Raw genomic sequence first — 25105 nt, 5'->3', positions numbered from 1 at the left:
GTCATGCGCTACCGTGATGGGTGGGGAGGGGAGCGACGCGCGTAATAGCGCGGTGCGGCGGCATGCGTGCTGACCGCAGAGCATCAGAATAGCGGTAATAATGCCATCTTCTTTTGTGTCGTTTAATTAATAACCGTGTGTTATGGTTGTGGGGCGCTTTGTCGCTGCCTCGGCTTGTCGGGGAGTGCCGCTGCACGAATGACGCTTCACTTTTCTTTCTGACGCTACCGTGCAGAAAGCGGGCAATGTATACCAGAGGATCACGATGCTTGACGCCATTTCTTCAGGCATGAGCCATGTCATGGACCTGTTGAAGCTGTATCAGGATGATTTGCTGTTCTATACCGGTCAGCACTTGATGCTGGTGGGTATTTCGATGGCGATGGCACTGTCCCTTGGGCTGGTGGCTGGGATCGTGCTGAGTCGTCCCTCTTTGTGCCGCTATGGCGAAATCGGCATGCAAGTCTTCAACGTTGCCAATGCCGTTCCCCCGATGGCTGTCCTGATGATTGCTCTTATCGTCTTTGGTATCGGCGAAGTGCCTACCATCATCGCGCTCTGGCTGGCATCACTGCTGCCGATCGCCCGCAACACCTATCAAGGTCTGCTGAGCATCAATCCTTCGATGCGTGAAGCGGCGCGCGGCATCGGCCTGACGCCCTCGCAGCAGCTGTGGCTGGTCGAACTTCCCAATGCCGTCCCCACTATCATGGGGGGCGTGCGCACCGCCTTGGCGATCAACGTCGGCAGCGCACCGTTGGCCTACCTGATTGGGGCCAACAGTCTGGGTAGCCTGATCCTTCCCGGTATCTATCTGCACGACAATACCAAGATGCTGATTGGCGTTGTGGCAACGTCGCTGCTGGCACTGGCACTGGACGGTATCATGGCCCTGTTGACTCGACTGATCGCGCCCCGCGGTGCACTGACCACCGAACCAGCTGCTTTCTGAGCGCTGTCCACCCCGTGAAAGAGGCCGCTTGCAGCGTTGTTCCACGCGTTCCGCGGCCTTGAACCGAGAACGCCTCATGAGATTTAGCTGGACCCGTTGTTGCATGTACACCACTGGGGCGCTCGCTGCAGTGGGCCTCTCGCTTTCCTCCGCCGCAGCCGATGTGCTGCGCTTGGGTGTCAAACCCATCACGTCCCAGCGTCTGCTAGCCGAAATGACGCAGCAGTATCTCGCACCGCACGGCTACCAAGTGATTCCATCATGGGGTCTGCCGACGTCAATGGCGCGCCCAGCGCTTGCCAACGGCGAACTGGATATGGTGTGGGAATACACCGGGACCTCGCTGGTCAATTATCATCACGTCTATGAACAGCTTGATGAAGAGAGCACCTTTCGCCGTGTATCTGAATTAGATGGTGAACTGGGGCTGACGTGGCTGTCACCCGCGTGCAATGATACCTACGCGATTGCTATGCCGGAAAACGTCGCCAAGCAGGAAGGCGATATCCGTACGCTCAGCCAGCTGGCCGATTATCTGCGCCGTACGCCCGATACCTCTCATCTGATCGCTATGGATATCGAGTTCGGTAACCGCCCTGATGGGATGCCGGGCCTGATGAAGCGTTATGACATGTCGATTCCCCGCCGCGACCTGCGTTCTATGGATGCGGGTGCCGTTTATTTGGCGCTGCAAGGGCAGCAGGCACTGGCCGGTGAGGTGTATAACACTGACGGGCGCATTCAGGCCTTCAACCTGCGCGTACTAGAGGATGACAAACACTTCTTCCCTGCGTATAGCGTCGCGCCCATGGTAAGAACGGCTTATGTGCGCCAGCATCCCGATCTGGTGGCGCTCATGAAGGACTTGACGGACCTTCTCGATGAACACGCGATGCGCAGGATCAATGCGCAGGTTGATGTCGATGGGCAGGCCGTGTCCAAGGTCGCTCATGACTTCTTGATACAGCATCATCTTCTTTGAGGTTTGCATGAACGTGCTTTCTTCTGTTGCCCGGCAGTGCCTGATGTATGGGCGCTCTCTTCGCTGCTGCGCGATGGGCCTTGCGCTCATCGGTGCCGGGCTTGCCCAGACCGCTCAGGGGGGCGTACTGCGCCAAGGTGCGCAGGCTTTCACCGAGCAGCGCCTGCTGGCCACCATGACCGAAATGTATCTGGCCAAGCATGGCTATCAGGTCAAGACCTCATGGGGACTGACCGTTTCCATGACGCGGCCTGCTCAGCTGAATAACGAGCTGGACATGGTCTGGGAGTACATCGGTACATCGCTGATCGAATATCACCATGTCGATGAACTGCTGGACGAACGTCAGTCGTTCCTGCGCGTCTATGATCTGGACCGCGCGCTGGGGCTGACGTGGCTGTCACCTGCCTTTAATAACACCTACGCCATTGCTATGCCTGAAGGCATCGCGCAGAAAGTCGGTAACCCGCGCACGCTGAGTGACTATGTCCGCTATGTGCGTGAAACGCCCGAACACCACCATCTGTTTGCCATGGACGTCGAGTTTGATGGCCGCGCGGATGGTATGCCCGGAATGGCCAAGCGCTATGGTCTCAACCTGAGCCGCGGCGACAAGCGGTCGATGGATGCCGGACTGGTCTATCTTGCGTTGCAGGCCGAGCAGGCCGAGGCGGGCGTGGTCTATAACACCGATGGTCGCATCCAAGCCTTCGGGCTGCGGGTATTGCAGGACGACCTGCATTATTTCCCCGCCTACAATGTGGCCCCCATCGTCCGCAGCGACTATCTGGCGGCGCATCCTGATCTGGCGCCGTTGCTGAAGGCGCTGACCGATACGCTGGATGAAAGCACCATGCGTCGCCTCAACGGCAGCGTCGACGTCGAAGGGCGCTCGGTGTCTCAGGTCGCACGTGACTATCTTGTTCAGCAGCATCTGCTTTAAGGCTTTTACATGACGCTTATCAATGCACTGCTCAACATGGACTGGTACCAGGTCGGTATCTTGACCGTGCAGCACCTTCTGATGGTCGGTGCCGCGGTACTGCTTGCCGTGATCATCGGCGTTCCCCTCAGCGTGCTGTGCGTCAGACTGCGTTGGCTGGCCGCTCCCATCATGTCGATCGCGACGATGATGATTACGCTGCCCGCCATCGCACTGTTCGGGATCATGATGCCGTTCTATGCCCGCTATGGCATGGGGCTAGGAGCGGCCCCCGCGATCTCTGCCGTCTTCATCTATTCGCTGCTGCCCATTATCCGCAATACGTACCTCGCGCTGTGCGGGGTGGATGACAGTATCAAGGAAGCGGGGCGCGGTATCGGCATGACTTACTGGCAGCGGTTGTTCATGGTGGACATTCCCATTGCCGTGCCTTCCATCATGAGCGGTATCCGTACGGCCGTCGTCATGGACATTGGCACCATGACCATCGCTCCCGTCATCGGGGCTGGAGGCTTGGGGCTATTGATCACCAACGCCATTGGACAGAGCAACAAGGTGCAGATATTCATTGCGGCGATCATCGTCACGCTGCTGGCCATTATCGTTGACATTATTCTTCACCAGATTCAGAACCTGCTGACTTCCAAGGGAATTCGTGCATGATCGAACTTGATTCGCTGACCAAGCAGTTTCGCCAGAAACAAGGGCTGACGACTGCCGTCGACCACGTCAACATGACCGTCAAAAGCGGCGAGATGTGCGTATTCCTTGGCCCTTCGGGCTGTGGGAAAACCACAACGCTGAAGATGATCAACCGCCTGATCGAGCCGACTTCCGGTCGTATCCTGATTGATGGTAACGACACGCGCGGCATCGACAAGGTCGAACTGCGCCGCTCGCTGGGGTATGTCATTCAGCAGGTCGGTCTGTTCCCCAATATGACCATCAAAGACAACATCATGGTGGTGCCTAAGCTGCTGGGGTGGGACAAGAAGCGCATGCACGAACGTGCTTGCGAGCTGATGTCGATGGTGGCGCTGGAGCCTTCGCGCTACCTATCGCGCTACCCGAACGAACTGTCGGGTGGGCAGCAGCAACGCATTGGGGTGATCCGAGCGCTGGCCGCTGATCCGCCCTTGCTGCTGATGGACGAACCGTTCGGTGCCATCGACCCGATCAACCGCAGCGCCATTCAGGATGAGTTCCTGATGATGCAGCGGCAGCTGCGCAAGACGGTCATTATGGTCAGCCATGATATTGACGAAGCGCTCAAGCTGGCGGACAAGATCGCGATGTTCCGCGATGGTCGCCTGGTGCAGTTCTCAACCCCGGATGAGCTGTTGGCGCGTCCGGCTGACGAGTTTGTCGCGACCTTTACGGGCGGTGACAGCACCCTCAAGCGGCTGTTGCTGGTGGCGGCGGGCGATGCGGTGAGCGAGCCGATCTCGGTATCGCGCAGTACACCAATTGCCGACGTGCGCCGCTTGATGGATGACCACGAGCGTCGCCATATTGTGATCGTCGATGAACACGGCAAGGCGCAAGGGCAGGTTCGTCGTCAGGATATTAAAGGCGTGCTGGAAGACCGTCCGGTAGGTGAGTACCGCCAGCCGCTGGCCGTCACGAGCCAGTGGGACGATAACCTGCGCGTACTGTTGTCGCGTATGTATGAGTACAACATCGATTGGGTGCCCGTGCAGGATGAAAACGAGCGCTTTATCGGTGAGATCAGTCAGGATTCGATCATTGCGCTACTGAGCACCCAGCGCTGAGCGTTGATGGCCGCACAATAAAACGAACAGCGCGGCCGCTGCTATCGAGAGCTTGCCATGTGCCTGAATGTGTTATCCATACCCGCTGCAACCATCACTCCCTGCTCATCCATCGGCGTAGCAGAAGCCTGCTTGCTGTTGCTGGCTGACCCCGAATGGGACCAGATCGCACGCTATCTGAACGATAGCCACTGTCTGGTCATGAAGGAAGGGAACGAGAGCGTGGGTATCGTGGCGATTATGGCCGTGCAGCCAGGCGTGATGGAGCTCATGAACGTAGCCGTGCGGCCCGACTGCCAAGGGCGAGGCTATGGCCGTCAGTTAGTAACGGCGGCACAGGCATACGCCCAGCGGCAAAGTGCCGTTTCGGTTGAAGTGGGCACCGGTGATTCCAGTCTTGGCGCGTTAGCGCTCTATCAGCGCTGCGGGTTTACGATCAAGGCGATCGACAAGGACTACTTCCTGCGCCATTACAGTGCTCCCATCTATGAAGAGAACCGGCAGTGTCGGTCGCGCATCACCTTGTCATGGGTGGCGCGCGGGTACCAGCACGGTTTGGGTCGATGACGGACCGGCGCCGCAACGGGGGGCGCTTTCTTCAGCGGCAATAGCGTATTCAGGCGCACATACCCTTTCTGTTCACCGATCTGATCCAGCGTTCTGGCGTCGTAGAAAGCGACGTATGCCCATTCCTTGTTGACCGTGTGTAGTTTAGCCAGCAGCGTATCGCTGCCTATCGGGATCGTATTGGCCGCGCTATCGTCAGGGGCCGCCTTCAGGAAGATATCTTTCTGGTTGGGGGACAGTCGATAGAACGTCAGGTAAGGGTGGCGTTCTCCACAGTTGATGAACTTCTCATCCGTGGTCGTGTCGGCAAGCCCTGATGACATGTCCGGTACAAACGATGACAGCTGGGTGGTCTTATAGGCCGACGTGCACTCGAAGGCTTTCGTCAGGCTGGGCACGGTAAGCGTTCCCGGCTGGTTGAGGTAACCTTCCTTGTTCTGAAAGAACTCGGTGGGTACGTACGAAAAGTGCTTGGTGATAAACGTACGGTTCTTCTTGTCCTGCTTGTCGACAGGCACGTCGACCACCATGGTGGGGGCGGAGCCATCGTTGTGAACGATGTAGCGCATTTTCAGTTGAGACGTGATCTTGGTGGCGTCCTTATTCCACTCGCTCTGCCAGTAAGCCTGCAACACACCGTCATTTAGCGTGTGCTGTGCAAAAGCCGTTGATGAACTCAGCAAAAGCGTTGCCGCCAAGAGGAAAGAAGCTTTTTTCTTCATGTCCGCCCCGTCATAAGAGTACACGCCCTTTTACCAGAGCCACTGGTAAAAGGGGCAAGGAAGCCCGCGGAAACGGCACGCCCCACCGTGAGGGCGGTAAGTCCGGCGGGTTTCACTGGGTATTGTGTACGCTATATCGGCCGCAGCTTCGAGATGATAAGTGGCTGTTTTTCTAGTCTACGGGCGTCAGGTCTTTCAGCCTTATATACCCTTTAGTTTCTGGATAGCGGATCGGGATGTCGTTGCTGTACAGCGATGCATATATCCATTCACTGTTGATGGACTTGATTCTCGTGATCAGTTCTCCTTCCCTTAAGGAATGAACGATGCGGCCACCTTCATTGGGTGCGCTCTTTAGAGCGGTCGATACGCCTTCCTTCACAGCGTAAGACGCCACGTAGGGATGGCGGTCCCCGCAGCCTGCAAACTCTTCATCCTTCAATGTGTCTTGGTCTGAAATAGGGGAGTGATGATCGGCGGTGAACGAGATCAGACGCGCTTCATAATAGAGCGAATCGCACTCCACATAGCGCCGTACGCGGGGAACAATCGCTGTGCCCGGTTGATTGGCGTAGCCTTCCTTGTAGGTGAAGAACGTGTCTGGAAGATGATCGAAGTGTTGGTGGATGAACGCCTCAAGTGACGCTTCTGATGCCGTCGTATGAATATCAATAATCCGTCTTGGCTGATCATCATCACGGTGGTCGATGTAACGTATCTGCAGGTCGGGCTGGTATTCGCGAGTGTCAACATCCCAGTAGGGGCGCCAGTAGGCCTGTAGGGTACCGTTGGAAAGCCGTTCATCCGCAACGGCTAAACTGCTTGAGAATATAAGTAATAGTAACGTGAGTAATCGTCTTGGCATGATGTTTTCCCTGAAGGTTAGTGTAGTGGCGGCGCTTTGGTGTTTTTAATTTTTGTGGCGTGTTGGTGATATTTTAATACTTTATTTATGTCAGCGTATTGTTTCGTAAGGTTTTTATTGATTGATATGAACGATGGTTGGTACTTAGAGGCTGTTTCATAACCGGAGCGATCGCCTCTACCCTTTCTAAACTAGACGGTTTCTAGCGCAAGGTTGTGGTTTGCCGTCCCTTCAATGGCATGGGTATTGACGTTATGAAAAACGCTCTTATAAGAGTGTGGCGTAGTGTGATTTGGATGCGGTGTGTTATTGGTGGTGATATTACCGCAGCCAAGTTCGATATCGGGTAATAAGACCATTATTTGCATGGTGGTTTGGAAAGCAGTTAAAAGGCCGTGGAGCGAATGCTCCACGGCCTCTCTGTATCAAAAACGTCGGTTGCCTTAACCGTTCGCTTTTTCGTCCAGCTTCTCGCGCAGCAGTGTGTTGACCTGCTGCGGGTTGGCGGTGCCGCGTGATGCCTGCATCGCCTTGCCCACGAAGAAGCCGATCATCTTGCCGCGCTTGTCCGGTTCGGCAGCGCAGTACTGTTCGACCTGCGTCGGGTTAGCGGCCAGCACGTCGTCGATCATGGCGGCCAGTGCACCAGTATCGGTGACCTGTTTCAGACCGTGTTTTTCGATCAGTTCGTCCGCTGTTGCACCTTCGCCGTTCCACAACGACTGGAAGACCTGTTTGGCTGCCTTGCCGTTGATGGTTTCATCCTTGACGCGTACCAGCAGACCGCCGAGCTGTTCTGCGCTGACCGGGCTAGAGGCGATGTCGAGGTTGTTGCGGTTGAGCTGAGCGGACAGGTCGCCCTGTACCCAGTTGGCGGCCAGTTTGGCGTCGTCGCAGATGTTCATGACCTGTTCGAAGTAGTCGGCCATGATGCGGGACGATGCCAAGATGCCTGCGTCATACTCGGACAGGCCCAGCTCGCTGGTGAAGCGATTGCGCTTGGCTTCCGGCAGCTCGGGCAGTGTGGCGCGCTGGCGTTCAATGTAGTCGTCGTCGAGGATGACCGGCAGCAGGTCGGGGCAGGGGAAATAGCGGTAGTCGTTCGCTTCTTCCTTAGTGCGCATGCTGCGGGTTTCGTCGGCATCCGGATCATACAGGCGCGTTTCCTGTACCACCTTGCCGCCGTCTTCGATCAGGTCGATCTGGCGTTCAACTTCGTGGGCGATGGCGCGCTCGACGAAGCGGAATGAGTTGACGTTCTTGATCTCGGCACGGGTGCCAAATTCAGGCTGGCCTACCGGGCGGACGGACACGTTGACGTCGCAGCGCATCGAGCCTTCGGCCATGTTGCCGTCGGAAATGCCCAGATACGTAACCAGCGTGTGGATCGCGTGCAGATAAGCGGAGGCTTCCTTCGCGGAACGCATATCCGGTTCGGATACGATTTCCAGCAGCGGTGTGCCTGCACGGTTGAGGTCGATGCCGGTCATGCCCGTGAAGTCTTCGTGCAGGGATTTACCCGCATCTTCTTCGAGGTGGGCATGGTGAACGCGGATACCCTTGCGTGAGCCGTCTTCGAGTGTGATCTCGATGACGCCAGCACCCACGGTTGGCTCTTCCATCTGGGTCGTCTGATAGCCTTTCGGCAGGTCAGGGTAGAAGTAGTTCTTACGTTCGAAGACGGCACGCTTCGAGATGTCGGCTCCGATGGCCAGACCGAAACGTACCGCCATCGCGACGGCTTCTTCGTTCAGTACGGGCAGCGATCCCGGCATCCCCAAATCGACGATGCTCGCCTGAGTGTTCGGTTCTGCACCGAATGCGGTGGATGAACCTGAGAATATTTTGGAGCGGGTCGCAAGCTGAACGTGCACTTCGAGCCCGATCACGGTTTCCCATTGCATGGCGGTATCCTTTTCCTATCAGTCGAGCGTCGGACGACGTGTGTGCCAGTCGGTGTTCTGCTGGAAGACGTGAGCCGTGTTCAGCAGGCGTGATTCACCGAAGTGCGGGCCGAGAATTTGAAGGCCTACCGGCAGTCCGTCGGTGAAGCCGACCGGAACGCTAATGCCCGGAATACCCGCCAGGTTGATGGCAATGGTGTATATGTCGCCCAAGTACATCTGGATCGGGTCGCTCTGCTGACCGATACCGAAGGCAGGGGTCGGGGCGGCGGGGCCCATCAGGACGTCGACCTTCTCGAAGGCGTCGATGAAGTCCTGGCGAATCAGGCGGCGAACGCGCTGTGCCTTGCGGTAGTAGGCGTCATAGAAGCCTTCAGACAGCGTATGCGTACCCATCAGGATGCGGCGCTTGACCTCTTCACCGAACCCTTCCGCGCGTGAGCGCAGATACATGTCGATGAGGTCTTTCGGGTCATCGCAGCGATGGCCGAAACGAACACCGTCATAGCGAGACAGGTTGGAAGAGGCTTCCGCCGGTGCGATGACGTAATAGGTCGGGATGGCCAGACGCGTATGCGGCAGGCTCACTTCGACGACGGTTGCGCCCAGTGCTTCGTAGGTACGGATCGCTTCGCGAACGACTTTCTCAACGCCAGCATCCAGACCTTCGCCAAAGTACTCGACGGGCAGACCGATGCGCAGACCTTTCAGCGGTTTATCCAGCTCTGCGGTGTAGTCAGGAACCTCTTGGTTTACGCAGGTGGAGTCGCGCTGATCGTGGCCGGCAATGACGTTCATCAGCAGCGCACAGTCTTCGGCGGTGCGTGCCATCGGGCCGGCTTGATCGAGGCTGGAGGCATAAGCGATGATGCCGTAGCGAGAGACACGACCGTAGGTCGGTTTCAGACCGGTGATACCGCAGAAGGACGCTGGCTGGCGGATGGAACCGCCGGTATCGGTACCCATAGCCGCAGGAACGAAGCCTGCTGCGATGGCCGCAGCAGAGCCGCCTGAGGAGCCGCCCGGTACATGGTCGAGGTTCCACGGGTTGTGTACCGGCCCGAAGAAACTGTTTTCGTTGGAAGAGCCCATCGCGAACTCATCCATATTGGTCTTCCCGAGGCTGACGGTGCCGGCGGCTTTCAGGCGCTCGACCACAGTTGCGTCATAGGGAGAGACGAAATTATCCAGCATGTGCGAGGCACACGTGGTGAGGACGTCCTTGGTGCAGAAGATGTCCTTCAGGGCGATAGGGGCACCGGTCAGTGCGCCCGCTTCACCACGCGCACGAGCGGCGTCGGCTGCGTCGGCGGCTTCGAGCGCCTCGTCACGCGTGACGGTGATGAAGCTGTTGATCTTTTCATCGTGCTGTTCGATGCGGTCCAGCAGCGCCTTAGTCAGCTCGCTGCTCTTGAGTTCGCCCGAGGCAAGGCCGCGGGCCATCTCGGCAAGGGTCATGTCTAGCATGCGTCAATCTCTCGTCTGCGTGTGCCAGAGCACATAATCACTGGGGCTAGGCGCAGAAAATAGGAAATAAGGTGGCCAGGCGACGCGATTACTCGACGACGCGCGGCACCAGGAAGAGCCCATCGGCAACGGCAGGCGCGCAGGCCTGGAAGTCGTCGCGATGATTGGTTTCCGTGACTTCGTCGCGGCGCAACGGCTGAAGGGCATCCAGCGGATGCGCCAGCGGTTCGATGCCATCCGTATCCACGGAAGCCAGCTGATCGGCCATGTCGAGGATGTGAGAAAGATCGTCGACATAGCGGGCGGCCTCTGCTTCGGAGACCCCTATGCGTGCGAGGTACGCAGCGCGTGACACGTCTGCAAGTTCAATCGCCATGGAATTCCTGTCCTGGAATGTTGTCAGTCTCTAGGTGTCAATCTTGCCCAGCGTAAGGGTGTAAATGATGCGCTATAGTAAGAAAAGACGCGCATCTTGCCCTTTATGTGGTGAGTTCACACTCTATATCTCATGTGTGTGACAAGGTATCATATTCTAACATGCTCGGCAGGTAAGCCCGCTTGCCGCTCAGTGGGTGCGATGTTAACGTTTGCTCCGCACCCGTTTCCGGTCAGTACGCCAGGTACCAAATTCGATGTTTAAACGTCTTCGTGGGCTGTTTTCCAGCGATCTAGCGATCGACCTGGGCACGGCCAATACCCTGATTTATGTTCGCGGTCGAGATATCGTTCTCGACGAGCCCTCCGTAGTGGCCATCCGTCAATCCGGCAACATGCAGACCGTTGCAGCCGTCGGTCTGGATGCCAAACGCATGCTGGGGCGTACACCCGGTAACATCACGGCGATTCGGCCGATGAAGGACGGCGTCATTGCCAACTTCACCGTTACCGAACAGATGTTGCAGCATTTCATTCGTAAGGTACATGAAAGTACCTTCATCAAGCCCAGCCCTCGCGTGCTGGTCTGCGTGCCCTGTATGTCCACTCAGGTGGAACGGCGTGCGATCAAGGAATCCGCTGAAGGCGCTGGTGCGCGTGAAGTGTTCCTGATCGAAGAACCGATGGCTGCTGCTATCGGTGCCGGCCTGCAGGTCGAAGAAGCGCAGGGGTCGATGGTGGTGGATATCGGTGGTGGTACGACCGAAATCGCGATCATTTCACTGTCCGGTGTCGTCTATTCTGAATCCGTGCGTGTGGGCGGTGACCGTTTCGACGAAGCCATCACCTCCTATGTGCGTCGTCATTATGGCAGCCTGATCGGTGAAGCCACTGCCGAACGCATCAAGGAAGAGATTGGCTGTGCCTATCCGGGGACCGAGCTGCGCGAGATCGACGTGCGTGGCCGCAACCTGGCCGAAGGTGTGCCGCGTAGCTTCACGCTGAACTCCAACGAGATTCTTGATGCGTTGCAGGAACCGCTGGCCGCAATCGTAGCGGCCGTGAAGAGCGCCCTAGAGCAGTCTCCGCCCGAACTGGCGTCCGATATCGCTGAATGTGGTCTGATGTTGACCGGCGGTGGCGCACTGCTGCGTGATATCGATCGCCTGCTCGCAGAAGAAACCGGTCTGCCCGTCAGCATTGCGGAAGACCCGTTGACCTGCGTTGCACGCGGTGGCGGTAAGGCGCTCGAGATGATCGATCAGCACGCGTTCGATCTGTTCTCTTCTCAGTAAGCGCATGAACCCTGACGGTATGCGGGATGGCTGTATACGGCCCGCATACACGTTGCGTCACGCCCAAGCCTGCAGCGCGGTTCGTCCGTCTGCAGGTTACGTGTTTCTACAGGACCCTGCCTCACAGAGCACCGCTTGGCGCGGTCGCCGTGCAGGACAGTCAGGCAAGGAGGGCTGAGTATCAAGCCTTTGTTCATTCATGGCCCCGCCCCGGGCTATCGTATGGCGCTATGTGTCGTCCTGTCGTTCGTAATGATGTTGTCCAGCCGCATTGCGGGGGATGACTGGATGGCCAGCGTTCGAACGCAGCTGTCGACGCTGGTGTCCCCGATTCAATGGTTGGTCAGCATGCCGGGCAAGGGCGTCAGCTGGGCATCTGTCTCGCTGTCGTCGCAGACATCGCTGATCGACCAGAACCGGCAGCTGAGTGATGAGCTGCTGGAAAAGAAAGTGCGCTTGCAGCGCATGCAGACACTCGAAGCCGAAAACGCCCAGCTGCGTGATCTGCTCAAGGCGCGTCCGCGGCGTGATATCGACTACATGATGGCCGAACTGGTCATGCTCGATAACGATCCCTATCGCCAGCAGATGATTATTGATCGCGGTGAAGGGGACGGGGCCTATATCGGGCAGCCTGTCATTGATGCGTCCGGTGTGGCTGGCAAGGTAATCGAAGTGTCACGCTTCACCAGTCGCGTCCTGCTGATCAACGATATTCAGCAGGCAGTGCCGATCCAGGTCGTGCGCAACGGGTTGCGCTTTATCGTGCAGGGCACGGGCGATCCCGATGGCTTGCAGGTGCTGCATGTTCCGAACAATGCCGATATACGGCCGGGCGATCTGCTGGTGACGTCGGGGCTGGGCGGTGAATTTCCCGCCGGCTACCCTGTTGCCACAATCAGCGATGTACAGAACAGCACCAATGGGCCGTTCGCACAGGTCGATGCCCGTTCGGCTTCGCACTTGGAACGCAGCCGTCATTTCCTGATGCTGTTTGCCCACAATCTGCCTGATGAAGCGCTGACCCAAGTGCGCTTGAGTCCGGCGGCGTTATCAGCGGTGAACATGGTGCTGAAACAACCAGGAGAGGTGCTTCATGCCCGGTGATACGACAGTAGCCTGGCGTCCGCTTGTGTGGGCCAGTCTGCTGGTGGCGCTGGTGCTACAGGTCATGCCGATGCCCGAAAGCTGGCTGCTGTGGCGGCCGTGCTGGCTGGGCATGGTGCTGATTTACTGGTGTCTGGCGCGGCCCTCCAACGTTGGTGTGCTGCACGGCTTTGTGTTCGGGCTGATGCTGGATCTGCTGGACGGGCGTCCGCTCGGCGAGTACGCGTTGATCCACTCGCTGCTGGCTTTTCTGACGCTGGTGCTCTATCAGCGACTGCGCGTCTATTCCATTTGGCAGCAGGCGCTGATGGTCATGCTGATGCTGGGCATCGTGCTCCTGCTGGATCAGTGGCTGCGGGTGGCTATGGATGTCGATGTACTGCGCATCCAAGCTACTATGGCGGCGGTCGTGAGCGGTCTGCTCTGGCCGTGGATCCGCACCCTGCTAAGCACGCTCCAGCGGCGCTGGCTGTAGCGTTGCCTTGCTGCGCACCTCATCATAATGCCTTCCTTACCTCTATTCCTTGCGTCCGGCTCTCCACAGCGTCTTCAGCTGTTGGAGCAGCTGGGCATGCAGGTCGCCGCTCAGCATGCCCCCGATGTGGATGAGCGCCATCTTCCCGATGAATCATTGATGGATTATGTCTGTCGCGTCACTCGGCTAAAGGCTGAGGCGGGGATGCGTCACTTTGCCCATGGCTGCATCGTTGCGGCTGATACCGCCATGCTGTGCGACGGGCGGGTACTGGGCAAGCCTCGCGATGCCGATGATGCCATTGCCACGTTGATGCGGCTGTCCGGCCGTACGCACGAGGTGATGACGGCGGTGTGCGTTGCCGGTCCAGTGGGCCTACTCGACGTTAGTGTAACGACCGGAGTGTCATTCCGAGAGATATCGTATGCTGAAGCAGAAGCATACTGGTTGACCGGCGAGCCAAGTGGCAAGGCCGGCAGCTATGCCCTGCAAGGGCGGGGCGGCCAGTTCGTGGCGCGCATCTCTGGCAGCCCCAGTGCCGTCATCGGTCTTCCTCTCGCAGAAACCGCGCTGTTGCTGCGTCAGCAAGGGCTTGATCCACTGGCATAATGGGTGGCATGTCGCATGCGGTTCATTTATGCGCATGTTCCCTATAGACTGGAAGAAACGGGTTCGCTGTGGCGAACGACCATCCTATGTCTTGTTTCACGAAGCACTCGACGCGGGGTGCGGCCCTGCAGGCCGTATCCGTCGGGCTTCTGTGTCTGAATAATCGGGGTGATTCATGAGTGGCGAGGTGCTCATCAACCTGACGCCAATGGAGACGCGTGTTGCACTGGTCGAACATGGCGTCCTTCAGGAGGCGGCCATTGAGCGGCACCACCGTCAGGGGATCGTCGGCAACATCTATAAGGGCAAGGTGGTTCGCGTGCTTCCCGGCATGCAGGCCGCCTTCATCGATATCGGGCTAGAGCGCGCGGCGTTCATTCACGTCAAGGAAGTGGCTGCACAGCAGCTGCATGCCGATCAGATCCCCCCCATCCAGACGCTGTTGCATGAAGGACAGCGGCTGGTGGTGCAGGTGGTCAAGGATCCCATTGGCACAAAAGGGGCGCGTCTGACCACGCACCTCTCACTGCCTTCCCGCTACATGGTGTATATGCCAGGGGCTTCCCACCTTGGCGTGTCCCAGCGCATCAAGGATGAGGCGACCCGCGAGCGGCTGCGCCAAACTATCGAAGCACTGCGTGCACCGTGGGGCGATCTGCTATCGGGCGGTTTTATCGTAAGAACGGCGGCCGAGGCGGCCGATGACGAAGCGCTGGCGCTGGACATGCAGTTCTTGGCTCATCTGTGGCGCAAGCTGTCGGAGCGGCGCATTGAACAGCATGCGCCCTCGCTTCTCTATTACGATCAGCCGCTGTTCCTGCGCGTGCTGCGTGATCTGATGCGCGATGACGTTGAGCGCGTGCGCGTCGACTCGCGTGAAAATTTCGAGAAGCTCAAGCAGTTCGCCGAAGACTACATTCCCGCGCTGTCCGAGCGCATTGAGCACTACACCGGCGATCGGCCGATCTTCGAGATGTACAGTGTCGAGGACGAGTTGCAGAAGGCGCTTGAGCGCAAGGTGCCACTCAAGTCGGGAGGCTACCTGATCCTCGATCAGACTGAAGCGATGACCACCATCGACGTCAATACGGGCGGCTATGTGGGCTATCGCAATCTCGAAGACACCATCTTCCGTACCAACCTTGAAGCGGCACAGGCCATTGCGCGCCAGCTGCGGCTGCGCAACCTGGGCGGCATCATCATCATCGACTTCATCGACATGGCGTCAAGTGAACACCAGCGCCAAGTCATCCGTACCCTTGAGAAAGCGCTGGAACACGACCTTGCCCGCACCAAGTTGTCCGGCGTGACCGAACTGGGACTTGTACAGGTTACGCGCAAGAGAACGCGTAAAAGTCTTGAACAGACCTTGTGCGAACCTTGTCAGACATGTCGAGGGCGCGGCACGCAGAAAACCGCAGAGACGCTATGCTATGAGATCCTGAGGGAAATTGTGCGCATCAATCGTCTGAGCCGGGCCAGTGGCTATCTGGTACTGGCGTCGACGTCGGTGGTCGAGCGCTTCCTCAACGACACTGCGCCTGCGGTAGCCGAGCTGGAGGCCTTCATTGGTCTGCCGGTGCGGTTCCAGGCCGAAAGCCACTATTATCAGGAGCAGTACGACATCGTACTGGGGTAGGTCGATGCGGGTATCCCGAATCCTGTTACGCTGCGGGCTGGCGCTGATCGCGTCGCTCGTACTGATCATCGTGCTGCTGCTCGTCAGTTTGCACGTCGCGCCGTGGCATTTTCGGGATGTCGATCTGGCTTCTTGGCGTCGTTATCTCCCAATTCCCGAACAGTTGGACGGCCATGCCGATGAGCTGGTGGTATCGCTCAAGGGCAGCACGCTGGGCATACAGGTCAGCCAGCTGACGCTTGAAGATGCATCTACGCATCATCAGGCGGTATCGCTGGCGCAGGCCGACGCGCAGCTCAATCTGTGGCATGCCATGACGGGCGGTGCGGTAGTGAGCGCACTGCACGCCAGTCAGCCTCATATTGCACTTCAACAGCAGCCGGATGGTCAGTGGCTGCTGATCTCTTCTTCTTCCAAGGATGACCATGACGACGCTGAGGCGCTGAGCTGGGATCGCATTGATCAATGGCTGGAACAGTTGCGTCCTGCCGATGTGGCCGTCGACGATCTCCGCGTTACCTTGCAAGGTCTGCAGCGAACGATGGTGTTCGAGCTGCCCTCGCTGTCGTCCAGTCATTCCGCTACCGGTGATGTTCACTGGCAGGCTGCCGTGCGTCAGCAGGGCGACGATGCTGCGTTGGCGCAGCTGTCGCTGGTTACCACCAGTACCCGCGGCGCGCCGTGGCAGGTGGGCATTGACGTGGATGGTCGTCAAGCGGGTGAGCTGCTGACACTGCTGGGCAGCGGTCGCCACTATCAGGTGGGTTTGCAGGGTAGCGTCAGGCTGGCCGCTACATGGGCCGACCATCGTCTCCGCGATGCTTCTGCGGCAGTGGATATTCCTTCTTTCATGGTATTGCGTGAAGACGTAGTGCCGCGCCAGTGGGCCTCGGGGCGTCTGGCTCTGAACGGTCAGTTGCATTGGGACGGTCAGGCATGGCAAGGGCAGTTGCAGGATATGCTGCTCCAACATCGCGACAGCAAAAATGGATTGGGGCCATCGCAGCTGCCGTCAACGGCCACGCTGAAAGGTGATGCGCGCTCGCTGGTCATGCAGTTTCCCGCGTTCGATATCACGGATTTGTCGATGGTATGGCCGATGCTGCCTTCCTCGGCGGGGCTGCGCAGCGGTCTGACACAGCTTGATCCACGCGGCCACGTAGCGGCTTTGTCGCTGACGTTTGACGGTACGCACGGCGTCAGTGTTGACGCTCAGCTTCAGCAGGCGCGCGTTTCGGGCTGGGACAATATTCCTGTTCTGGGGCCTTTCGACGGCCAACTGCAGACCGATACACGTAACGGGACACTGGATGTGACCCTTGCGCCGGGCGCGACTTTTTCCTTGCCGAGTATTTTCCCACGTGAATGGACGTTGTCGCAGGGGCATGCCCGTCTGGCTTGGCAGCGAGAAAACGACAGCGACTGGCGCCTCAAGATCGATCCGATCGACATCGTGCGTGATGGCGCAACGCTTCAGGGATCACTGTCGCTTTGGGCTCCGGACCGAGGCGAAGGCGCATTCAGCATGACGCTCGATGCGCAGAATGCCGTGGTCAAGGACAGCCGGGACTGGCTGCCGACGCAGGCCTTGCCGCCTGCACTGGGAGAGTGGCTGGCGACCAACATTCACCGTGGGCGCGTTAATCGTGCGCACATTGCGTTGTCGATGCCGCTGGAAGATGAGCTGGCTAAGCTGGAGCGCCCGCTGGGAGCGAAGACCGAGCATCACCTGAGTTCTGATTTGTCGTTTGATCTGCAGGATGTTGAGCTGGCCTATCTGCCGGGCTGGCCGGCGTTGACGAACGTTGCGGGACATCTGGACTATCGCGATGAACGTATGGTGGCGCGTATCGATAGTGCCACGTTATTGGGACTGGTCGGGCGACAGGCTGAAGCACGCTATGCAGACGACCGTCTGACCGTACATTCGCCCGTAACCGGCGATACAGGCGCGCTGCTTCGTGTGCTCAAGCAGGCGGCATTGTCACCCTCACTGAAGAAGACGATCGCACCGTGGCAGGCCCGCGGACCGTTACAGGCCACGCTGGATGTTGACGTGCCGTTTGAAGAGGGCAAGCCGGTCAAGGTCGAGGCGAGCGGGCGGATCCAGCGCGGTCAGCTGGACATTCAACCGCATGATCTGAATATTCGCGATATCGATGGTACGGCGCGCTTCTCGCTGATAGGGGATCAGACGCGCCTGACGGCCGACGCCAAGGGCAGTGCGTTCGGCGGACCCGCTCACGCTACGCTGGCGTTCAAGGATGCCGACGGAGATATTCGTGTCGAGGGCAAAGCCGATGCACAAGTGGCGCTGGATTGGCTTGCATTTCGTGGCTTGGCACCGGATACACATGGTCAGACATCCTACCGCGCGCTGCTGGAAATCGGTGATGTCACACGCTTGCTGATCGACAGTACTCTGGAGGGGGTGACCCTGCCGTTGCCCGCTCCTCTGGGCAAGCAGGCTGATGAAGCGGCACCGCTTAAGATCGATATGGACCTGACCCACGGTGACGGCAGTGCGCTGATCGACCGACGACTGTGGGCCCGCTGGCGCAACGACATGACTCAGGGGCAGTTGTGGGTCGAGCATTGGCCGCTAGTGCGCCAGCCGTGGGATGACAGCCCCGGCTGGACGGTGCACTGGACCACGCCGAGCGTGGCTATTGATGAGTGGATGCCTGCGATCAAGGCGCTCGACATGACGGCCGTCGGACACCAGGACAGCACGACGTCAACGTCGGACAGCAGTGCGGCAGCACCCGCCATCCGCCGCCTGCTGGTCGACACGCCGTGCATTGCGCTGAATCAGCAGTGCCTTGGACAAGTGCGCCTCAACGGTAATGCCGATGAGCGCGGCCTGTGGCGCATAGACGCCACGGGAAATCTGATGAACGGTCGCCTGACGTGGCTACCAGGATCGAAGGATCAGTTCGATTTGGCGCTGGATACCCTGTCGTTGGATGGCATCACGGGGTTGATGCAATCCGAGCGTCAGCAGGAGGGCCACGAACTAACGGATGAAGTGTTCGCCATCCCACGACCCCACGTCGATCCCGTAGCGCTGCCGGAAACGCTAGAGAATGTGCCCAATGGTACGCTGCGCATTGCGAAGATTTTGCTGAAAGGGCAGGCTGTCGGAGATCTGACGGCACACTGGCAGACGACAGCAGACATGCTGTCGCTAGACAGCATGAAACTGGCCTTTAAAGGTTCGGTGCTGAATATGTCTGGGCGCTGGATGAAGGCGGGCAAAGCCAGTGTTACCCAAGGCAAGGCTCATCTCGATCTGGGCGACTTCGCTGAGCTGTTGGCGGCGTTCGGGCAGCCAGAGGTGGTGCATACCACGCAAGGCGGTACGATCGACATGGCCTTTGCATGGCCGGGGGCGCCGTGGCAGCCTACGCTCGGTACCGCGACGGGGTCGCTGGATGCTAACGTCAAGGCAGGACGCTTTATGAGCATCGACTCCACGTCGGTGCGCATGGTTGGGTTGCTCAATCTCAACAATATTCTGCGTCGCCTGCGGCTGGACTTCACGGACGTGATTCATTCGGGGACGGCCTTCAATAGTATCAAAGGCAGTGGTACCTTCAGTGATGGCATTCTGATCACGCGTGGCCCGGTCGAGATTGATGCTGCCGTGACGCATTTTTCTTCCGATGGCCAGATCGACCTGCTACAGCGTACGGTCAATCAGCGCGTCGGAGTGACCGTGCCCGTGATGCAAGGGCTACCGATCGCCGCGCTGCTAACCGGTCTGCCACAGCTCGGAGCCGTGCTGCTGGGCACCAACTGGCTCTTCGGTGACCAGTTCAATCAGCTGACCGAACTTCATTATCGGGTCGAGGGCTCGTGGGATGCCCCGACCTTTACACTGGAAACGACGCACTGATGCGTTCAGGCGTCCTTCCTTCGCAAGGATTTCGCTAATGACGGATACGCACAGACCCTCTGCCGACGATATGCTGCAGGAAGCCGAGCGTACCCTGTTGCTGCCGGGTGATCTTGATCTCGGCACGCTGGATGTGGCACTGGGCCACGCGATGGGGCCGGGCGTCGATCTGGCCGAACTGTTCTTCCAGAAAGGCTGGCAGGAGCACTGGTCGCTGGAAGACGGCGAAGTGCGTGATGCCAGCTACAGCATCGACAGCGGTGTCGGTGCGCGAGCCCTCGCCGGAGAGCGGACGGGCTTTTCCTATTCCAGTCGTATCGACGCAGCGGCGCTACGCGAGATCGGTCAGACCGCCTCCCGTATCGTCCGCAGTGGTCAGCAGGGAAGTGTCGCTGCGGCCCGCCCGTGTGCCTTCGATACCCGCTATGCAAGTGCTGATCCGCTGTCAGGGCTGACCGCCGATGACAAGGTGGCTTGGTTGAAAGAAGCGGACCGCATCGCACGTGCCTGCGATCCGAGCGTCAAGCAGGTCAGCGTATCGCTTTCCGCATCTTACGAAGTGATTCTGGTGCGTGCCAGCGATGGCACGCTGGCGGCAGATATTCGCCCGATGACCCGTTTCAACGTCTCGGTTATTGCGGTACGCAACGGCCGTCGCGAACGCGGCAGTGCGGGTGGTGGTGGCCGCTTCGATCTAGCGACGCTGCGTGCTCGCGGGGTGGCCGAGCGCTATGCGCGTTCTGCCGTCAAGGAAGCACTGACCAATATGGACGCCGTGGCAGCTCCCGCCGGTACGCTGCCGGTAGTGCTGGGCAACGGCTGGCCGGGTATTCTGCTGCACGAAGCGGTGGGTCATGGGCTAGAAGGTGACTTCAACCGTCGTGGCAGCTCGGTCTTCTCGGGGCGCATTGGTGAACAGGTCGCCGCAAAGGGCGTTACGATCGTCGACGACGCCACGCCGCTTGACTGCCGTGGCTCGCTGTCAGTAGACGACGAAGGAACGCCGGGGCAGTGCACGCCGCTGATCGAAGACGGCATTCTGGTCGGCTACATGCAGGACAAGTTGAACGCGCGTCTGATGGGCATGGCCCCCACCGGTAACGGTCGTCGTGAATCCTATGCATCGTTGCCCATGCCGCGCATGACCAATACCTGCATGCTCGGGGGTGACTATGCGCCGGAAGAAATCATTGCCAGCGTCAAGCATGGGCTGTACGCCACCAGCTTTGGGGGTGGGCAGGTCGACATCACGTCTGGGCAGTTCGTCTTTTCTGCCAGCGAAGCGTGGCTGATCGAAGACGGCAAGATCACCACGCCCGTCAAAGGTGCCACCCTGATTGGCAGTGGGGCAGAGGTGATGCGCCAGGTCTCGATGATTGGTAACGACTCGGCCATGGACGAGGGCGTCGGAGTCTGCGGCAAGCAAGGGCAGTCCGTGCCGGTCGGGGTCGGGCAACCAACGCTCAAGCTGGACGCACTCACCGTAGGTGGGACGCAAGCATAATAACGATGATGCAGGGCACCTTCTCAGGTGCCCTGTTCTGTTATGGCGCAGCGCTTGCTAGCAAGATGACAGGCGGATGCGCAGTGCCCGAGCTGCTCACTGATGGGCGGCCGGCAACAACAACAACGCAGTGCAACGTGTTCATCATCCAGAGATCTACAGGTTATCGGTCTCTTCACGCTCAAGGGAGAATGCTGTGGTAGAAAAGCGTATCGGCTCGGACATCGAGATCGCTCAGCAGGCGGCCATGAAACCCATCGGTGAGATTGCGGCTCAGCTCTCGCTGTCGGAACAAGAATGGATGCCGTATGGGCACTACAAGGCCAAGCTGTCGATCGATATTCTGGAACGCCTGAAAGATGCGCCTGATGGCCAACTGATTCTGGTGACCTCCATCAACCCGACACCGGCGGGTGAAGGCAAGTCGACCGTTACCGTCGGGCTGGGCCAGGCACTGAATCGTCTAGGCAAACGCGCCATCATTGCCCTGCGTGAACCCTCTCTGGGACCGAATATGGGGCTGAAGGGCGGCGCAGCAGGCGGCGGCTATTCCCAGGTCGTGCCCATGGACGAGCTCAATCTGCACTTCACGGGCGATATCCATGCCATCACGGCGGCCAATAACCTGCTGTCTGCGTTGATCGACAACCACCTGCACCAAGGCAATGCGTTGGGCATCGACCCTCGCCGTGTGGTCTGGAAGCGTGCCGTTGATCTTAACGATCGTGCACTGCGCCAGATTACGGTTGGTCTGGGCGGCCCGGCGAACGGCATTCCGCGTGAAGATGGTTTTCAGATCACGGTTGCCTCAGAGATCATGGCGGTTCTGTGTCTCGCCAATGGCCTTGATGACCTGCGTGAACGACTGGGGCGCATGGTCGTGGCGTGGACATGGGATCAGCGTCCGGTGCAGGTCAGCGACCTTGGTGCGCAAGGCGCGCTGACGCTGCTGCTCAAAGATGCCCTCAATCCTAACCTGATCCAGACCCTGGAGAACACGCCAGCACTGGTACACGGCGGTCCGTTTGCCAATATCGCCCACGGTTGCAATAGCCTGCTGGCAACCCGTATGGCGCTCAAGCTGGGCGATTACGTGGTCACCGAAGCGGGGTTCGGCGCGGATCTAGGGGCTGAAAAGTTCCTCGACATCAAGGCGCGCATGGGCGGCCTGTCACCGAAAGCGGTCGTCATTGTCGCCACGGCACGAGCGCTTAAGATGCACGGCGGTGTGGCGCGAGACCAGCTCGGCTATGAAGATGTCGAAGCGCTGGCGCGCGGGATGGAGAATCTCGAGAAGCATATCGAGACCATTAAGGCGTTCGGATTGCCGTTCGTGGTCGCCATCAACCGCTTCACCAGTGATACCGAGGATGAGCTGGCGTTCATCAACAGCTGGTGCGATGCGCGCGACTATCCTGTTGCTGAAAGTCGTGTCTGGGCGGAAGGTGGGGCGGGCGGTGAAACGCTAGCGAAAGAAGTGCTGGCGCTCATCAAGCAGCACAAGGGGCACTATCGCCCGCTGTATGACACCGCTGCGTCGATCGAAGACAAGCTGCAGACGCTGGTTACGCGCGTCTACGGTGGGAAAGGCGTCGAGTTTTCATCAAAGGCTGCTAAGCAGCTGGCGGATTTCAAGCGTCTGGGCTGGGATCGGCTGTGCGTCTGCGTTGCCAAGACCCAGTACTCGCTGTCGGATGATCCTACCCTACTTGGACGTCCTTCGGACTTCGTGCTACACGTCCGTGAATTCCATGTCTCGCTGGGAGCAGGCTTCATCGTTGCGTTGACGGGTAACGTTATGACCATGCCAGGGTTGCCCAAACGTCCTGCGGCGCTGGACATGGATGTGCTGCCCGATGGTCGAGTGACCGGGCTGTTCTAGCAGAAGACGGCGGCGTTGCTGCCGTTCACCGTGCCTGATCGCCAGCACGAACGGGCACGGTTCTGCGGGGTGGTACTCCTCCTGTGAAACAGGCATGATGACCACCCTCGCTTGACATGGCAGCACGGCTGCCGCCAGCAGGAAAAGGTGAGTAGGCCCTTAAAGGCCCGATACATCGCGCAGCAAGCGGAACAGCTTGCGAGCGCTGGCCGGAGGCTTGCCTGCATCGCGTTCGCGACGCGCGTTGCGAATGAGCTGACGCAGCAGCTGACGGTCGATATCGGGATACTGCGCCATGATCTCGCCCGCAAAATCGTCGCCTTCAGCGATCAGGCGGTCACGGGTCTGTTCAAGCAGGTGAAACTCGCGGTTGCGAAGGTCTTCTTCCTGCTCCATGGCCAGAAACGCCGCTTCGATACCGACGATGTCTTCACTGCGCATCACCCTACCGACATATTGCATGTGGCGGCGACGCGCTTCATTGGCGCGAATGCGGCCCATTTCCTCGACGGCTGCTAGCATGTCGTCGGAGAGTGGCAAGCGAGCACGAATTTCAGGCGCCAGTTCGATGATCTGGCGTCCCAGTTTTTGCAGATGCTCCATTTGGCGTTTCAGTTCGGATTTGCTGGGTGGCAGATCCTGCTGCTCAAGGGCAGCATCACGGTCAGAAGGTGTCGACATTTCGGCATCCTAGTCCTGTAAGAGAATGACGCCAGTATAACAGGCTCGATGCGGCGGCTCTGCATCGAGACGCGATTTCATGAAAAGAGCAGTCCACGTACAGCGGCTGCCGAGGCAGGAGAACCGCATGAGCGGAACGTTCGATATCGAAGCGGAGCGTATGCTTCTGACCGCGCGCGTCGAAGATGCGCTCGCTCAGGCTAAGCAGTATGGTGCAACCGCCTGCGAGGTGGCCGCCAGCGCTTCACAGAATATGGAAGTCAGCGTGCGCAAAGGGGATGTGGATACTCTATCCCAGTCGCGCGACCAGTACATCGGCATCACGGTCTATCGCGGCCAGCGCAAGGGCAGTGCCTCGACGTCGGATACGCGCCCCGAGGCGATCCGAGCGACGGTGGAGAAGGCCTGCGACATTGCTCGTTTTACTGAAGAAGATAGCGCTGCTGGGTTGGCAGAGGCCGATCTGATGGCGCGCGAGCAGCCGGACATGGATCAGTATCACCCATGGGACATCACCGCCGAGCAGGCTATTGCCTACGCTCAGGCGTGTGAAGAAGCGGGATTGGCCGTCGAAGGCATTCGTAACTCCGAAGGGGCCTCCTGCTCAACATCCAGCAGTGCTGCGGTCTACGGTAACAGCAATGGCTTCATCGGTTGCCAGCAGCGTACCTCTCATGGCCTGTCGTGCGTGCTGATTGCAGGTGAAGGTGATGGCATGCAGCGCGACTATGAATACACCTCGGCGCGTGATCCCCGTCAGCTGGTTGATGGACAGCTTATTGGCCAGCAGGCTGCCGACAAGGCACTCGCTCGCCTCGGCGGCCGTCGTCCCGAAACGGGCCGTTATCCTGTTGTTATGGCCCCGGCCATGGCACGTACGCTGGCGGGGCACTTCCTGAGTGCCATTGCTGGGGGAGCTATGTTCCGCGAAGCCTCGTTCCTGCATGGCGCGCTAGGCGAACGAATCTTCCCCGAGTGGTTCTCGCTGCTGGAACAGCCCCAGCTGCGCGGAGCGCTTGCAAGCAGTGCTTTCGATGGCGATGGCGTGTATACCCGTGACAATCGCTTCGTTGAACAGGGCACGCTGGCCAGCTATATGCTGTCCGCTTACAGTGCACGTCGTCTGGGCATGACCACGACCGGCAATGCTGGCGGTGCGCGTAACCTGCGTATCGACGCACCGCTGACGGCATACGATGACCTGTTGCGCCAGATCGGCAGCGGCGTACTGATCACGGAGCTAATGGGGCAAGGCGTTAATACCGTGACGGGGGATTACTCGCGCGGTGCGGCGGGGTTCTGGATCGAAGACGGCAGAGTGGCCTATCCGGTCGAAAACTTTACGATCGCAGGCAACCTGCGTGACATGTTCCGCAACCTGCAGGCTGTTGGTGACGACACCGACGTGCGTAGCAATCTGCATACGGGAAGTTGGTTGATCGACGGTATGACGCTGGCAAGTTAAC

21 protein-coding genes are annotated in these 25105 nt (G+C 58.9%); 15 read left to right on the top strand and 6 right to left on the bottom strand.

Annotation, left to right across the window (positions count from 1 at the left end; all coding sequences use genetic code 11):
* Positions 1-265: 265 nt before the first annotated feature.
* The 6 genes from ACMHYW_RS10775 (at position 266) to ACMHYW_RS10750 (ending at position 5216) form a co-directional block, all read left to right on the top strand.
* The gene (locus ACMHYW_RS10775) at positions 266-952 is read left to right on the top strand and encodes an ABC transporter permease (RefSeq protein ID WP_414499911.1); all 687 of its coding nucleotides are present in this window, start codon (positions 266-268) and stop codon (positions 950-952) included.
* Positions 953-1055: 103 nt separating this feature from the next.
* Complete coding sequence (locus ACMHYW_RS10770) at positions 1056-1934, top strand: glycine betaine ABC transporter substrate-binding protein (RefSeq protein WP_414499910.1); 879 nt, start codon at positions 1056-1058, stop codon at positions 1932-1934.
* Positions 1935-1941: 7 nt separating this feature from the next.
* Complete coding sequence (locus ACMHYW_RS10765) at positions 1942-2877, top strand: glycine betaine ABC transporter substrate-binding protein (protein WP_414499909.1); 936 nt, start codon at positions 1942-1944, stop codon at positions 2875-2877.
* A 9-nt stretch (positions 2878-2886) separates the two neighbouring features.
* Complete coding sequence (locus ACMHYW_RS10760; RefSeq protein ID WP_027705880.1) at positions 2887-3540, top strand: ABC transporter permease; 654 nt, start codon at positions 2887-2889, stop codon at positions 3538-3540.
* Entirely contained in the window at positions 3537-4649 is a 1113-nt protein-coding gene (locus tag ACMHYW_RS10755; RefSeq protein WP_414499908.1) for an ABC transporter ATP-binding protein, read from the top strand. The genes ACMHYW_RS10760 and ACMHYW_RS10755 overlap by 4 nt, the downstream gene beginning before the upstream one ends.
* Positions 4650-4706: 57 nt before the next feature.
* A complete protein-coding gene (locus ACMHYW_RS10750) occupies positions 4707-5216 on the top strand; it encodes a GNAT family N-acetyltransferase (protein ID WP_414499907.1) in 510 nt (169 codons plus the stop codon).
* Here the strand turns inward: ACMHYW_RS10750 and ACMHYW_RS10745 are convergent.
* The 5 genes from ACMHYW_RS10745 to gatC all read right to left on the bottom strand — a co-directional run bounded on the left by ACMHYW_RS10745 (position 5135) and on the right by gatC (position 10550).
* Positions 5135-5938 carry a hypothetical protein gene (locus tag ACMHYW_RS10745; protein ID WP_414499906.1) on the bottom strand — a complete coding sequence of 268 codons (804 nt, stop codon included), beginning with the start codon at positions 5936-5938 and terminating at the stop codon, positions 5135-5137. The two genes, ACMHYW_RS10750 and ACMHYW_RS10745, sit on opposite strands and share 82 nt — an antisense overlap.
* Before the next feature lie 172 nt (positions 5939-6110).
* The gene (locus tag ACMHYW_RS10740; RefSeq protein WP_414499905.1) at positions 6111-6803 is read right to left on the bottom strand and encodes a hypothetical protein; all 693 of its coding nucleotides are present in this window, start codon (positions 6801-6803) and stop codon (positions 6111-6113) included.
* 443 nt (positions 6804-7246) lie between these two features.
* Positions 7247-8707, bottom strand: a complete 1461-nt coding sequence (gene gatB, locus ACMHYW_RS10735) for an Asp-tRNA(Asn)/Glu-tRNA(Gln) amidotransferase subunit GatB (RefSeq protein ID WP_414499904.1) — start codon at positions 8705-8707, stop codon at positions 7247-7249.
* Positions 8708-8725: 18 nt separating this feature from the next.
* A complete protein-coding gene (gene gatA / locus ACMHYW_RS10730) occupies positions 8726-10174 on the bottom strand; it encodes an Asp-tRNA(Asn)/Glu-tRNA(Gln) amidotransferase subunit GatA (RefSeq protein WP_414499903.1) in 1449 nt (482 codons plus the stop codon).
* Positions 10175-10262: 88 nt separating this feature from the next.
* Entirely contained in the window at positions 10263-10550 is a 288-nt protein-coding gene (gene gatC / locus ACMHYW_RS10725) for an Asp-tRNA(Asn)/Glu-tRNA(Gln) amidotransferase subunit GatC (protein WP_414499902.1), read from the bottom strand.
* A 256-nt stretch (positions 10551-10806) separates the two neighbouring features.
* Between gatC and ACMHYW_RS10720 the strand changes: the two genes are divergently transcribed.
* The 8 genes from ACMHYW_RS10720 (at position 10807) to ACMHYW_RS10685 (ending at position 22958) form a co-directional block, all read left to right on the top strand.
* Positions 10807-11844 (top strand): rod shape-determining protein, encoded by a 1038-nt coding sequence (locus ACMHYW_RS10720; RefSeq protein WP_414499901.1) that lies wholly within the window; start codon positions 10807-10809, stop codon positions 11842-11844.
* A gap of 222 nt (positions 11845-12066) precedes the next feature.
* The gene (mreC, locus tag ACMHYW_RS10715) at positions 12067-12951 is read left to right on the top strand and encodes a rod shape-determining protein MreC (RefSeq protein WP_051524133.1); all 885 of its coding nucleotides are present in this window, start codon (positions 12067-12069) and stop codon (positions 12949-12951) included.
* The gene (mreD, locus tag ACMHYW_RS10710; RefSeq protein WP_027705887.1) at positions 12941-13426 is read left to right on the top strand and encodes a rod shape-determining protein MreD; all 486 of its coding nucleotides are present in this window, start codon (positions 12941-12943) and stop codon (positions 13424-13426) included. Before mreC ends, mreD begins: the two co-directional genes overlap by 11 nt.
* 27 nt (positions 13427-13453) lie before the next feature.
* Positions 13454-14035 carry a Maf family protein gene (locus ACMHYW_RS10705; RefSeq protein ID WP_414499900.1) on the top strand — a complete coding sequence of 194 codons (582 nt, stop codon included), beginning with the start codon at positions 13454-13456 and terminating at the stop codon, positions 14033-14035.
* 175 nt (positions 14036-14210) lie between these two features.
* The gene (gene rng, locus ACMHYW_RS10700; RefSeq protein WP_027705889.1) at positions 14211-15674 is read left to right on the top strand and encodes a ribonuclease G; all 1464 of its coding nucleotides are present in this window, start codon (positions 14211-14213) and stop codon (positions 15672-15674) included.
* A gap of 4 nt (positions 15675-15678) precedes the next feature.
* Positions 15679-19572 carry a YhdP family protein gene (locus tag ACMHYW_RS10695; protein ID WP_414499899.1) on the top strand — a complete coding sequence of 1298 codons (3894 nt, stop codon included), beginning with the start codon at positions 15679-15681 and terminating at the stop codon, positions 19570-19572.
* A gap of 37 nt (positions 19573-19609) precedes the next feature.
* Complete coding sequence (tldD, locus tag ACMHYW_RS10690) at positions 19610-21076, top strand: metalloprotease TldD (RefSeq protein ID WP_414499898.1); 1467 nt, start codon at positions 19610-19612, stop codon at positions 21074-21076.
* Between the two features lie 211 nt (positions 21077-21287).
* Positions 21288-22958, top strand: coding sequence for a formate--tetrahydrofolate ligase (locus ACMHYW_RS10685; RefSeq protein WP_414501506.1), 1671 nt, complete (start codon positions 21288-21290; stop codon positions 22956-22958).
* Positions 22959-23117: 159 nt separating this feature from the next.
* Here ACMHYW_RS10685 and yjgA read toward each other — a convergent pair whose 3' ends face one another.
* The gene (gene yjgA, locus ACMHYW_RS10680; RefSeq protein WP_414499897.1) at positions 23118-23639 is read right to left on the bottom strand and encodes a ribosome biogenesis factor YjgA; all 522 of its coding nucleotides are present in this window, start codon (positions 23637-23639) and stop codon (positions 23118-23120) included.
* Positions 23640-23766: 127 nt separating this feature from the next.
* Here yjgA and pmbA point away from each other — a divergent pair, with 127 nt between their 5' ends.
* On the top strand, positions 23767-25104 hold the full coding sequence (gene pmbA, locus ACMHYW_RS10675; protein ID WP_414499896.1) for a metalloprotease PmbA: 1338 nt from the start codon (positions 23767-23769) through the stop codon (positions 25102-25104).
* Position 25105 lies beyond the last annotated feature (1 nt).

This window comes from Zymobacter sp. IVIA_12111.31 C1 (assembly GCF_047495495.1).
GTDB lineage: Bacteria > Pseudomonadota > Gammaproteobacteria > Pseudomonadales > Halomonadaceae > Zymobacter.
This window is presented reverse-complemented; position numbering and strand designations above follow the sequence as displayed.